The sequence below is a fragment of the Streptomyces durocortorensis genome, assembly GCF_016901035.1.
GTDB lineage: Bacteria > Actinomycetota > Actinomycetes > Streptomycetales > Streptomycetaceae > Streptomyces > Streptomyces durocortorensis.
In genome coordinates this window covers 1-11,991 of record NZ_JAFEUF010000214.1, presented here as the reverse complement: position 1 = coordinate 11,991, position 11,991 = coordinate 1, and the positions used below count along the sequence as shown (strand labels likewise).

Below are 11,991 nucleotides of genomic sequence, written 5' to 3'. Positions count from 1 at the left end.
CGTCAAGCCCCACCCCGCGTACTCAAGCCCCCACCGTGCCGTCCACCCCTTCCCGCAGCAGGTCGGCGTGACCGTTGTGGCGGCCGTACTCCAGCAGGACGTGCACCATGACCATCCGCAGGGAGACGTCCTTCTCCCAGCGCGGCTGACGCCCCACCAGATCCAGCGAGGCCGCCTCCCGCTCGATCCGGCGCGAGGTCTCCACCTCCGCCTCCCAGGCGGCGAACGCCTCGGCCCCGGTCGAGGCGCTCGCGTCGTACGCAGCCTGGAAGTCGAAGGGCTTCTCCGACCACACCATCGGCACCGCCTCGTCCTCGAACACTCTGCGGAACCAGGCGCGTTCCACCTCCGCCAAATGCCGTACCAGAGCCAGCAGCGACAGCGTCGACGGAGACATCGACCGCTCGCGCAACTGCTCGTCGCCCAGCCCCGCGCACTTCATGGCCAACGTGTCGCGGTGGTAGTCGAGAAAGGCCCGCAGTGTCTCGCGCTCACCGCCCAGGAGCGGGGGCCCGACCCGGTCGTCACTCGTCATGATCATCTTCCTCGGTTCCGTGGTGTCGGCCGACAGTATGTCCGTCCGACGTTCCCCGGGCAGCCGGGTTTCCGCGCAGTGCCTCCTAAAGGCTGTCTCGCAAGTCGTGGTCGTTCGGGGTTCGGCGGTCAGCTGGGGATGGGGCGGGCTCCGCTTCGAGTGCCAGAAGGGGTGCCAAGCGCCGCCGAACCGCTCGAACGACAAGCTCATCCCTTGATGAACTCGATGATCTGCGGGGCGATCTTCTTTGGAGCCATGACGACGGCGCCATGGTTGAGTCCGGGCAGAGTGCGGTGGTCGGCCTGCGGCAGGATCTCGGTGACGGCGAGGGCGGCGTGCTGGAACGCGGCTGGACTCTTGCCACCGGTCAGCACGCGGGTGCGTAGGGTCACCCCTTTCCACTCCTCGACATCGAGAGGCTTGCCTTGCTGGGTATCGCCCATGACCGCGATGTCATAGGGGAGAGTGCTGGCCAACTTGGTGAGGTTTGCCCACATCTTCGGCATGAGCTTCATGAAGAACACGGCGATGCCGGGCATGCCCTGCACCCTGGTCATGAAGTACTTGACCGCGTCGCTGTGTCGGCCCTCCGCCAGCAACGCGGTGATCTGCTGCGCGAGGTCCTTAGGCGGTCCGTCGTCGCCTTCGCCGACCACGAACGGCGGCTCGTACAGAGCCAAGCGGTCGATGTTGACTCCGGCCGCGGCCGCGCGCAGGGCGAGGACCGCTCCGGAGGACGAGCCGAACAGCGACGCCGAACCACCGACGTGATCGACCAACGCGGCGATGTCTTCAATCTCGCGGTCGGGGGCGTAAGTAGCGGCGTCCCCGCTGGCACCGCGTCCGCGTCGGTCGTAGTTGATCACAGTGAAGTGGTGGGCGAGGAGAGTCGCGAGTTTGGCTGTGTCCGAGCGGTCTGCCAGTGCCGAGGCAACCAGGACGATGGCCGGCCCGCGGCCCGACTGCTCGAATGCGATCTCGGTGCCGTCGGCGGAGGTGACTCGGGCCTCGGCTCCGGCCGACTGCTCTCGCGCTGTTGCCATGTTTGTCTCTCCGGTTCACGTAGGGGCCGTACTGCTGTGGTGTGCGTTGCTGCCAATAGGACCCCCGCAGTGCAGGAAACTCATCGGTGCGTCAGGCTTTCGGTTCCGAAGTCCTCGCATCTCGAAGAGGACGAACCTCCTCACGCAGAATCGAGGGCATGGGGCGGCAGCGGCACCTGGGATGATCCAGTTGTGACTGGTGTGATTACGGCGTCGGAGCCGTCCTGATCCGGTGGTAGCGACAGCCCTGAGGGACGTACGCCCGGGCTGTTCAAGCAGCAGATGTTTGTCGCGGTGGCGGTCACGTGAGTGTCGGGCTGACACCTTGAGCCGTCCGGGGACTTGATCCCTCTATCCAGAGCGATGATGCCCGCCGCTCTCGCGACCGCCACCGCCGTCAACACTCCCCGCGTGATTACTCGTTGGTGTTTGTGGTGCGAGCCCGCTGCATGGTGACCCCTCGTGATGCCCGAGCCGTTTCAGCTCCAGCGCAGACCGGGGCCCGTGCGGTGAGCTGGTACCGCGAACAGCTGCTGAGGTGGCGGACCGGACTCGTGTCGAGTCCTTGGATTAGGTCGCTGCGTGGCACCGCATGAGCTCGTGACCAGCACGAACACCCGAGGACGGGAAGAGGAAAGATCTTGATCTGCTGCGGCATCGACTGGGCGAAGAAGACACACGACGTCGCCTTGGTCGACGACAACGACCAGTTGGTGGCCAAGCGGCATATCACCGATGACACTGCTGGCTGCAAGAGCCTGCTGGATGCTCGCTGAGTACGGCGACACGGAGGAGGCCCCGATCCCGGTCGCGCGAGACATCCCGGGGCCTGCTGGTCGCGGGTGCTGCGGACTGGCAAGCGACAGGTGTTCGCGATCAACCCGGTGGCCGCGGCCCGCTACCGAGACCGGCACTCCGTCTCGCGCAAGAAGTCCGACCCGGGCGACGCCCTGGTCCTGGCCAACGTGCTGCGGACCGACATGCACGCTCACCGGCCGCTTCCCCAGGACGGCGATCTGGCCCGCGCCGTCGCCGTCCTCGCCCGCGCTCAGGGGTACGTCGAACAGGACGGCTACGGACGGGTGTTCCCAGCGGGCGGCGCGGGCCAGCAGCCCGGCACGGACGGGGGCGCGGAGGTTGGTGGAGTTCCCCGTCAGGTTCTTCTGTTCGGCTACTTGAAGTTCGTGGCTTCACGCAGCTTCTGGTCGCTGAGAAGATCACGGCCATGACCATCTCGTTCCGCATCGACCGGATCCTCGGTGACCGTCCCTTCGCCGAGGTCGGTGATCCCGTCCTCGCCGTCAATGACGAGGACCGCGGCCTGCTAGCAGTGGCAGGCACGCACGTGGCAGTGGCGGGCATGCACGAGTTCGGCAGTACTGCGCCGGTTGGCGTCTACGGCATCGATGATCTGACCTGCCGGGCGCTTCTCCGTGCGCGTTATCCCGTGCACGCCATGGCTTTCCACCCCAGGCTGCCCCTTCTTGTAGTCGGCACGGGCGACTACGACGGCGGCTATTTTTTCGAAGGGGAATTGCTCCTTCTGGACCTGGAGACGGGCAGCGCCACGTCGCTCATCGAGCACGAGCTCGGTCGCCAAGTCCTGGACTTGGAATGGCTCAACGAACAGGAACTACGCGTGCTAGTGGCACCGCCTGACGACTGGCAGGACACAGACGCGTGGAGCGAAGGGCACGTCGCGGTGGTGCATCGGCCCGACTGGAAGGTCGTACCACCTCGGTCGATCACTGGATATGACCTGGCTGGACCACGGGGAGCGGCCCCGCGAACCGACCGTCGAGAGGATGCCCGCCAGACAGTCTCCGGTCTGAGTACGAACTGGGATCCGAGACGCAACGTTCGCGCGGTTGAGGAATTGTCCGACGGCAGGATCGTGGCGACGCTCGACGGGGTCCAGTTGGAGACCTGGCTGCCCGTGGGGCGGCGGCAGTGGGCTGTCCGGGACGATGATGGTGGCGGCCGTGACATTGTCATCGCCGCAGATGAGCGATCGGCCTGGGTTGGTCTGGTGCGGCCTCCGTGGGAGGAGCGTGCTCAGGCCGTGGTCCGGCTGGCGCTCCAGGACGGAGCGCAGCTCGACCACAACGCTCCCGGCGGCCCGGTCTCCCTGGTGCGATGTGCTGACGGTCTGCCCGCTCTCGCGCCCGCTGGGCGGAACGGGGAGCGGAGCAGGTTGCGTATCCGGCGTGGCAGCCGGGTCTACTTTCGGGAGACTGTTTCGACGCAGGACGGGCAGCAGCCTGGATCAGGTGAAGCCTGGCTTGCGGCCGCGGACCTGGGGGCCATACCGGTTGCCGAACGTCCGCGTGAGCCGAGGAGGGCGGAGGTCGATCATTTGTGCCCGTACTCCTGGAAGCCGGGTGAGACACATTTCGCCGGCCCCGGCGTGGAGACCGCTGATGGTGACCTGATTTATGCCGGCACTGTCTACCACAGTCACGGGTTGCAGCCTGGCGGCTCGTTCGTCGTACGGCGCATGGTGGCCAGCGAAGAGCCGACTTGGGTCTTTCGGACAGACCGGAAGGCCACGGACCTCGACCATGACATGGAGACCGTCTATGTCACGTACGACGATGGCGAGATCGTCGGACTCGATCTCCGTGACGGCGACGTCCGCCGGCGTCGGCACCTGGCTGTTGCCGGAGTGCCCGTCGTGGCGACCGCACTGACCGTTGCCGGACCCGGCCGACTGCTCATCGGCACCACCGACGGGCGGATCCTGGACTGCTCGGCAGTCCAAGGGCTGTCCCGTAAACGATCTCCGTCTCAGGGGCGTCGGGGGTAGTCAGGGTGATCGGCGTAAGGTGACGCGAGGTCGAGCAGGTCATCGCATGGCCAGGTCTCGCCGTCGTACTGGCAGTCATCGCGGTTGTCCCACGGCAACTCGGGGTCGCCCGTGGCAGGACTGAGCACATGGCGGGCGAGCACGCGTCGCTTGGCCTCGACCTCCCGCAGGACGCGAGCCGGGTCGTGCAGCGCGACGTGTAGGGCGATCGTGGGATGGAAGCTGGAGAGTTCTCCTTGGCAGAAGTCGACCGTGTGCCCGTGAGCGGTCCACTTCCCACAGCCGTCACCGTCGCAGCGTCGGGCCAGGTCGGCCTCCTCATCCAGCCGTGTGTGGAGGAACGTCATCAGGTCTTGGCTCATGGGGGCATCCTGGACGATGCGCGAGGCCCGGTCGCCTGATTTCCCTGCTGTGGGCAGGACCCGGCCGGCAGGCCGACAGTGGAATGATCTTGCCGTGGCTGGTGTGATCACGGCGTCGGAGCCGTCTTGGATAGCCCCGTTCACCGGGCTGAGCCCCCGCACCTTCGGCAAGTTGGTGACTCAACTACGGAACGCCGGTGCCGACGTCGGCGGCCGGGGTCGACCGTGGAAGCTGTCGCTGGAGAACCGGGTGCTGCTGGTTGCCGCGTACTGGCGGACCAACCTCACCGTGCGACAACTGGCCCCGCTGTTCGGGGTGTCGAAGTCGGCCGCTGACCGGGTGATCGACCACCTCGGGCCGAAGTTCGCTCTGCAGCCCCGCCAGCGGATCGCCAAGGACGCTGTGCTGATCGTGGACGGCACCTTGGTGCCCACCCGCGATCACCAGGTCGCCGAGCAGTCGAAGAACTACCGATACTCCACCAATCATCAGGTAGTCATCGACGCCGACACCCGCCTGGTCGTGCTGGTCGGCCGACCGCTGCCGGTAACCGCAACGACGGCCTGGCCTGGGCGGAATCCGGTGCCAAAGCCGCCGTCGGCAAGACCACGACCATCGCCGACGGCGGCTACCCGGGCTCCGGGCTGGTGATGCCGCACCGCCGCCGCAAGGGCGAGGAACTGCCCTCCTGGAAACAGGGCCACAACAAGTCCCACAAGCAAGTCCGGGCCCGCGTCGAGCACGCCTTCGCACGCATGAAGACCTACAAGATCCTGTGCGACTGCCGCCTCCGCGGCGACGGCGTTCACCACGCCATGCTCGGCATCGCCCGCCTGCACAACCTCACCCCCGCCGGATAGGCGAGCGGACGGATTGATCCCCGACCTCGTACACACCAGTCAGAGATCATTTATGGGACAAACCTTAGGCTCTGGGGCATGGACGTACGAGAACTGCTGCGGCGCTCCGGGGGACCGGTGACACGGGACCGGATCGGGCACGACCTGGCCGCGCTCGGCCTCGGACCGGGCGACACCGTGATGTTCCATACGCGCCTGTCCGCCATCGGCTACGTCCCGGGCGGCCCCGAGACCGTCGTCGACGCCCTTCTCGACCTCGTCGGCCCGACCGGCACGCTGATGGTTCCCTGCAGTTGGAACGATGCCCCGCCGTACGACTTCACCACCTGGCCCAGCTCCTGGCAGGACGCCGTGCGCGCCCACCACCCCGCGTACGACCCGGAACTGAGCGAGGCCGATCACAGCAACGGCCGCCTCCCCGAGGCATTGCGCCGCAGACCGGGGGCGGTGCGCAGCCGGCACCCGGACGCGAGCCTCGCGGCGCTCGGCCCGTCCGCCGCCGCGCTGATGGCCGACCATCCCTGGGACGACCCGCACGGCCCCGGCAGCCCGCTGGCCCGGCTCGTCGCCCTCGGCGGACGGGTGCTGCTGCTCGGGGCGCCCGGTGAGACGATGACGCTGCTGCACTTCGCGGAGTCGCTGGCCCAGGCGCCCGGCAAGCGGTTCGTGACGTACGAGCAGCCCGTCCGCGTGGACGGCGTCCGGGTCTGGCGCACCTTCCATGACATCGACTCGACGGACGGCGCGTTCGACTACTCCCCGGTCGTGCCCGAGGGACAGGACCCGTTCGCGGTCATCGTCCGGGCCATGCTCGACGCCGGCATCGGCCGGACCGGCACGGTCGGGGCAGCCGACAGCCACCTGTTCGACGCCGGTCCGGCCGTGGACTTCGGCGTCCGCTGGATCGAGGAGCACCTGAACGCCCCCGGGTGACAGGCCGCCCCGGCTCGCTCAGGCCAGCCGCACCTTCACCGTCTGCGTCGCCCCGCGCGTGCCGGACAGGTCGCCGAAGGCCAGGCGCAGCGACGCCCCGGTGGTCGCCGAGGTCACCGTCGCCGGCTTCGACACGACCGAGGCGACGGCCCGGTTCCAGGTGAGGGCCAGGCTGGTGCGCGCCCGCATGGGGTCGCTCACACACACCGTCGCCGTCCCGTCGCCGTGCTCGGTCACCAGCACCGAGCACGGGGCGTCCGCCACCAGCGGCCCGACGCTCCCGCCGAACCAGAAGTTGACCGCCGTCAGCCCGAGCGAGGGGACCGCCACCCCCTGCTGGTCGTCCGTGTTGGCGAGCACCCGCAGCCAGCCGCTGTCCGCCGCCCGCGCGGCCGTGCGCTGTTCGGACGCACCGGGCAGCAGCTGGTAGGCGTACGTGGCGTCCGTCGGGTCGGTGCCGTGGTCGAACCAGAGGGTCAGGTATTTACGGGAGACCGGGTCCGTGGAGCCCGCGGTGTTGATGTCGCGCCAGCGCCCCGTCCGGTTCTCCCGCAGCGCCTTCACGGTGGTTCCGCCGGGGAAGACGTAGCCGCCGTGCCCGGCAAGATGCGCCCAGGACGCGCCCGTCAGCGTCGCCGACCAGGGGGCGGTGACCGGTTTCGCCGAGCCGTCGACCGTGAACGGGGCGTTGCCGGTCGGCCCGAGGTTGCGGTTGTCGACGGTGCTCTCCACGGCCGCGCCGTCGCGGCCGTGGATGCCCGCGCCCAGGCAGACCACGGTGTCGTCGAGGAAGAACCACGACTTCTTGGCCATCAGCGTGCTCGTCAGGCCCTTGAGGTATTGGCCCACGGCGGCCCGCTTCCTGTCGGTGACCCCGCCGACCCAGTTCACATCGGGGAGCGCGACGCCCCAGTCGCCGCCCGCCCCGTCTGCGAGCACCTTGCGCGAAGCCGTCGTGCCGGGCAGCCGGTACGGGTCGACGGTGGGCCAGAAGGCGTCGCTGTACTGGCCGTTGGCGAAGGTGTCGCCCCACCAGTAGAGCATTCCGGAACCGGTGTGCCAGCCGCGCAGGTTCTCGCCGTTGCCGACCTCGTAATAGGTGATCCGCCGGTCCGCCATGCTCAGGGACGCCGCCCAGCCCGGACGGCGGTGCGTGGCCCGGGCCATGTCGGGGAAGAGGCGGTGGCCGTCCGGCTCGGCGATCGGGGTGAGGGAGGTGTCGTCCAGGACGCTCTTGATCCGGGCCAGCGCGGTGAGCCCGAGCGAGGGGTTGTCCATCGGCGGGCTGTAGTAGTCGCGTTGCGCCCAGCCCTTGACGAGCGCCCGCCACCGGGCGTTCTCGGCGGCCGACGCGCCCCGGCCCAGCAGCACGATGGAGGCGAGGATCGGGTGGCCGCGTCGGTGGTCGTCGACCTCGCCGCGGCTGATGGCGCGCCCGGCGACGGAGTCCATGACGAGGCCGTTGTAGAGAAACGGCGCCCAGGCGTTCTCCACCGCGTCGAACACCACCTGCCGCTTCGGGTCGCTGACCTCCCACGTCGTCCCCTTCAGCAGCGCGAACAGCAGCCCGAGGCCGCCGAGCATCACCGATCCGTAGCTGCCGGTGTAGGGCACGGTGGTGTGCTGGATGAACGAGCCGTCGGCGTACAGGCCGTCGCCCTTGGTCACCAGCGGGAACACGGGGGAGAGGGCGTCCCGGGCCAGCGCGATCTTCGCGGCGGTGCCGCCGACGACGCCGCGCAGGGCCAGCACCCGGCAGAGGTCGACACGGTTCGCCCCGGTGCTGGTCCCGGTGTACGAGGCGACGGCGGAGTCCGGTACGAAATGGTCGACGGCGGCGCAGTAGCGGGCGAGCCGCTCCGGGGCGATGGCGTCGTACATCAGCACACACACGTCCAGCAGCGCCTGCGGTGCGCCGATCTGCCAGCTGTACCAGTTGCCGTACCGGGTCTGGCCGTCGTTGTAGACCTGGGCGTTGAGGTGCTCCAGGCCGTTGAGCACGGCGTCGCGCAGTGCGGTGTTCCCGGTCAGGCCGGTGCCCTGCTGGCGGTAGGCCTGGGCCATGGTGTTGAGCCGGATGAAGCTGTCGGCCATCCGCCCGGAGAAGACGTACGACTCGGGGTCCGTGTCCGGGTCCGGATCGGCGAACACGGCGTCGGGCCAGAGCGAGCCGTCCGCCGGGGCCATCGCCTCCAGCCACTGCGACGCCTTCGCGCCGAGATCGGCCAGCCGGCTCTTGAAGGGCTCGGCGGTCGGGCTGAAGCCCTCGCCGAGGATCAGCCCGCTCCAGGTGGCGCGGAGCGCGGCGTACGGATCGTCTTCGGGGGCGGCGGAGGCGGCGCCGGGCGTGGACAGCGCCAGCGCGCCGCCGCCGGCGGCGGTGAGCACCGCGGAGGTGGCCAGGAAGGTACGGCGGGACCAGGCAGAAGTCATGGGAGAGCTCCGGGTCGGTGACGTGTCTCCGGCGGGAACCCGGCGCGCGGAACGCTGAACTGATCCCGGGATCCGACTGTTCTGAGCGGGCGGGCACTTTCTAGCAGCCGCCAGGTGACTCGCTCAATGACTTTGGCCGAATTGATCGTGTCGATCGCTTTTCGGAGCGTGTATACGGCCGGCGGGTGTGATCCGGCCCGCGCGCTTCGCACCCGGGCAAAACCACACTCGGATCGTTTCGAGCGGATGTGATCGATATGGTTGAGCCCTGCCTGACGGCGGCCGCCCGGAGTCGGAATCCACGCGCTTGCGTCGCCGGAACGCCGTCGCGCAGGGGCCCAGCCGTCTCCGAGTCCAGGGGGATCCATGCGACTGCACGTCGATCAGCGTCACGAGCGGGTGCTCGATCTCGTCCGCGAGCGCGGCAGCCTGCGCGTCGCCGAACTCGCCGAGGAGCTCGGCATGTCCGCCGTCACCCTGCGCCGGGACGTCGAGGCGCTGGCGGCCCAGGGTCTGGTGGAGCGGCTGCACGGCGCGGTGGTGTGGCCCTCCGGGCAGTCCCGGCCCGCCCCCGCGCCCGTCGCGCTTCCCGCCGAAGGTCTGGTGGTCGGCATGGTGGTGCCGACCACCGAGTACTACTACGCGGACGTGGTGCGCGGCGCCCGGCAGACCGTCGAGGCCGCGGGCGCCCGCCTGACGATCGGGCTCTCCCACTACCTCCCCGACGAGGACGCCGCCCAGGCCCGCCGGCTGCTGTCCACCGGCGCCGACGGACTCCTGCTCACCCCGAGCTGGGAGCGCGGCTGCCCGGAGCAGGGCGAGGGGCTGTGGACGGTGGAGCAGGAGACCCCGGTCGTTCTGGTGGAACGCTCGGCCCCCCTCGGCCATCCGGCGGCGCGCCTGGACCGGGTGCGCTCGGACCACGCGCACGGAGCCGCCGAAGCGGTGGCGCACCTGGCCGGGCTCGGGCACCGGGCGATCGCGCTCGCCGTGCAGGACAGCCCGACCGCTCCCCGGCTCCGGGTCGGCTACCGGGCCGCCGTCGAGGCGCTGGGGCTGAGCCCGGTGTCGGCCTCGCCGCTGGACGAGGCCCCGTCGCGGTCGGAGGCCGACCGTTTCGAGCGGACGCTGGAGTACCTGTGCCAGGGCGTGGCGAGCGGCAACGTGACCGCCGCGATCGTGCACAGCGACGCCGACGCGATCGTCCTCATTCCCCGGCTCCAGGCCAGGGGGGTGCGTGTGCCCGAGGACCTTGCGGTGATCGCGTACGACGACGAGGTCGCCTCGCTCGCCGATCTGCCGCTGACCGCCGTGGCCCCGGACAAGCACGCGGTGGGCGCCGCGGCCGCCCGGCTCCTGCTGTCCCGCCTCGGTGTCCCCGAGCCCGGTGCGACGGGCCTCACCGACGCGGGCCCGGGCGGTGGGGCGGCGGGTGGAGGTTTCGGCGCCCGGCGGCACCTGGACATCCTGCCCACCCTGCGGGTCCGGGTCTCCTGCGGGGCGGCCGGCGCCGCTCCCGCGGCTCCTAAGTGATCGATTCGATTGAATTGGTCATTTGCTCTTGACGGCGATCGGTTCTGCGCAAAATGATGTGTGTCGTTCACCTCATCTCCCGCAGTTCGAGGTCCCGTAGGAGCCGGCCCATGCCCCGTACCGCCCGCACGTCCCGCCTCGCCCTCGCGGCGTCCGCCGCCTCACTCGCCCTGCTCGTCACCGCCTGCGGCGGCTCGGGCTCGGACGCCTCGGGCCCCGGCGACGGCAAGCCCGTCACCCTCACCTTCTGGTCGGCCACCGCGGGTGCCAAGGAGACCGCCGACGCCTTCAACAAGGCGCACACCGACATCAAGGTGAAGTTCTCCATGGTCCCCGCGGGCCCCGAGGGCGTCACCAAACTGTCCAACGCGGTCAAGGGCGGCAACGCCCCCGACGTGGCCACCATGGACTACTCCGCCCTGCCCGAGTACGCCAGCGAGGGCAACCTGGAGGACCTCACCCCCAGCTCCGGCGACCTGGTGAAGAACGAGTTCCCCGAGGCCGTCCAGTCCCTGGTCAACCTCGGCGGGTCCACCTGGGCGGTCCCCTTCGACGTCACACCGATCCAGCTCTTCTACCGCAAGGACCTCTTCAAGAAGCACGGCGTCGACGTGCCGACGACCTGGGCCGAATACCGTACGGCCGCCGAGAAGATCCACGCCGGCGACCCCGACGTCACCATCACCAACTTCGGCGGCGGCGACCCCGCCCTGCTCTCCGGCCTCGCCTGGCAGGCCGGCGCCCGGTGGTACGGCACCAACGGCGACGCCTGGAAGGTGAACATCGACGACCCGGCCTCCCGCAAGGTCGCCGCCTACTGGGACGACCTCCTCGCCGAAGGCCTCGCCTCCAAGACCCCGCTCTGGGGCGAGGGCGAGAACAAGGAGCGCGCCACCGGCAAGGTCGCCACCATCATCGGCGCCGCCTGGAGCGCGGGAAACTTCCCCGTCAGCTACCCCGACGCGAAAGGCACGTGGGGCATAGCGCCCCTGCCCACCTGGGACGGCAAGGCGGGCACCGGCATGTACGGCGGAACCTCCTACATCGTGCCCAAGGGCAGCGAACACACCGAGGCCGCCGCCGAGTTCATCAAGTGGGTCACCACCGAACCGGCGGCCATGACCGCCCGCCTCAGCTCTCTCAAGGCCCCCAGCAGCGCCCTGCCCGCCAACGAGGGCATGCGCGCCGCGGCGGCGAAGGAGTTCGACAGCTCCTACTTCGGTGACCAGGACGTCTACGCCCTGGCCGGTGACGCCGCCGACACCATCGTGCCCGGCTGGACCTGGGGACCGGTGCAGCAGCAGGTCACCTCGGTGCAGATGGCCGCGGGCGGCGACCACACGAAGATGCTGAGCTCCGGTCAGGCGAAGGGCGAGAGCGCGGTCACCGACCGCGGTCTGAAGCTCGACAAGTAGAGCCTGACGAAAGGCCCTTGCCACCGCCCCCCCCCCCGCCCCCCCCCGCCCGGCCCCCCCCCCCCCCCCC

At 69.7% G+C, this 11,991-nt stretch carries 8 protein-coding genes and 2 pseudogenes; 6 read left to right on the top strand and 4 right to left on the bottom strand.

Annotated elements, in window-relative coordinates:
- Positions 1-22: 22 nt before the first annotated feature.
- Entirely contained in the window at positions 23-535 is a 513-nt protein-coding gene (locus JS521_RS28355) for a DinB family protein (RefSeq protein WP_205085811.1), read from the bottom strand.
- Between the two features lie 206 nt (positions 536-741).
- Positions 742-1,578 carry an alpha/beta fold hydrolase gene (locus JS521_RS28350; protein WP_205085810.1) on the bottom strand — a complete coding sequence of 279 codons (837 nt, stop codon included), beginning with the start codon at positions 1,576-1,578 and terminating at the stop codon, positions 742-744.
- A 641-nt stretch (positions 1,579-2,219) separates the two neighbouring features.
- Here JS521_RS28350 and JS521_RS28345 point away from each other — a divergent pair.
- Together JS521_RS28345 and JS521_RS28340 are read left to right on the top strand one after the other, a co-directional pair.
- Positions 2,220-2,807 (top strand): annotated as a pseudogene (locus tag JS521_RS28345) (IS110 family transposase).
- Positions 2,804-4,384, top strand: a complete 1,581-nt coding sequence (locus tag JS521_RS28340; protein WP_205085809.1) for a hypothetical protein — start codon at positions 2,804-2,806, stop codon at positions 4,382-4,384. Before JS521_RS28345 ends, JS521_RS28340 begins: the two are co-directional and overlap by 4 nt.
- Here the strand turns inward: JS521_RS28340 and JS521_RS28335 are convergent.
- A complete protein-coding gene (locus JS521_RS28335; protein ID WP_205085808.1) occupies positions 4,366-4,746 on the bottom strand; it encodes a DUF6221 family protein in 381 nt (126 codons plus the stop codon). The two genes, JS521_RS28340 and JS521_RS28335, sit on opposite strands and share 19 nt — an antisense overlap.
- A 94-nt stretch (positions 4,747-4,840) precedes the next feature.
- Between JS521_RS28335 and JS521_RS28330 the strand changes: the two are divergent.
- Positions 4,841-5,607 (top strand): annotated as a pseudogene (locus JS521_RS28330) (transposase).
- A gap of 78 nt (positions 5,608-5,685) precedes the next feature.
- Positions 5,686-6,540, top strand: coding sequence for an aminoglycoside 3-N-acetyltransferase (gene aac(3) / locus JS521_RS28325; protein ID WP_205085807.1), 855 nt, complete (start codon positions 5,686-5,688; stop codon positions 6,538-6,540).
- An 18-nt stretch (positions 6,541-6,558) separates the two neighbouring features.
- On the opposite strand, the gene JS521_RS28320 is transcribed toward aac(3), so the two are convergent.
- The gene (locus JS521_RS28320) at positions 6,559-8,973 is read right to left on the bottom strand and encodes a polysaccharide lyase 8 family protein (protein ID WP_205085806.1); all 2,415 of its coding nucleotides are present in this window, start codon (positions 8,971-8,973) and stop codon (positions 6,559-6,561) included.
- 366 nt (positions 8,974-9,339) lie between these two features.
- Between JS521_RS28320 and JS521_RS28315 the strand changes: the two genes are divergently transcribed.
- A complete protein-coding gene (locus JS521_RS28315; protein WP_205085805.1) occupies positions 9,340-10,506 on the top strand; it encodes a substrate-binding domain-containing protein in 1,167 nt (388 codons plus the stop codon).
- Between the two features lie 110 nt (positions 10,507-10,616).
- Positions 10,617-11,921, top strand: coding sequence for an ABC transporter substrate-binding protein (locus JS521_RS28310; RefSeq protein ID WP_205085804.1), 1,305 nt, complete (start codon positions 10,617-10,619; stop codon positions 11,919-11,921).
- Positions 11,922-11,991: the final 70 nt, after the last annotated feature.

Excerpts from the sequence above, each read along its gene's own strand:
- JS521_RS28355 (WP_205085811.1), bottom strand. The coding sequence starts at position 535 with ATGACGAGTGACGACCGGGTCGGGCCCCCGCTCCTGGGCGGTGAGCGC.
- JS521_RS28350 (WP_205085810.1), bottom strand. The coding sequence starts at position 1,578 with ATGGCAACAGCGCGAGAGCAGTCGGCCGGAGCCGAGGCCCGAGTCACC.
- JS521_RS28340 (WP_205085809.1), top strand. The coding sequence starts at position 2,804 with ATGACCATCTCGTTCCGCATCGACCGGATCCTCGGTGACCGTCCCTTC.
- JS521_RS28335 (WP_205085808.1), bottom strand. The coding sequence starts at position 4,746 with ATGAGCCAAGACCTGATGACGTTCCTCCACACACGGCTGGATGAGGAG.
- JS521_RS28320 (WP_205085806.1), bottom strand. The coding sequence starts at position 8,973 with ATGACTTCTGCCTGGTCCCGCCGTACCTTCCTGGCCACCTCCGCGGTG.
- JS521_RS28315 (WP_205085805.1), top strand. The coding sequence starts at position 9,340 with ATGCGACTGCACGTCGATCAGCGTCACGAGCGGGTGCTCGATCTCGTC.
- JS521_RS28310 (WP_205085804.1), top strand. The coding sequence starts at position 10,617 with ATGCCCCGTACCGCCCGCACGTCCCGCCTCGCCCTCGCGGCGTCCGCC.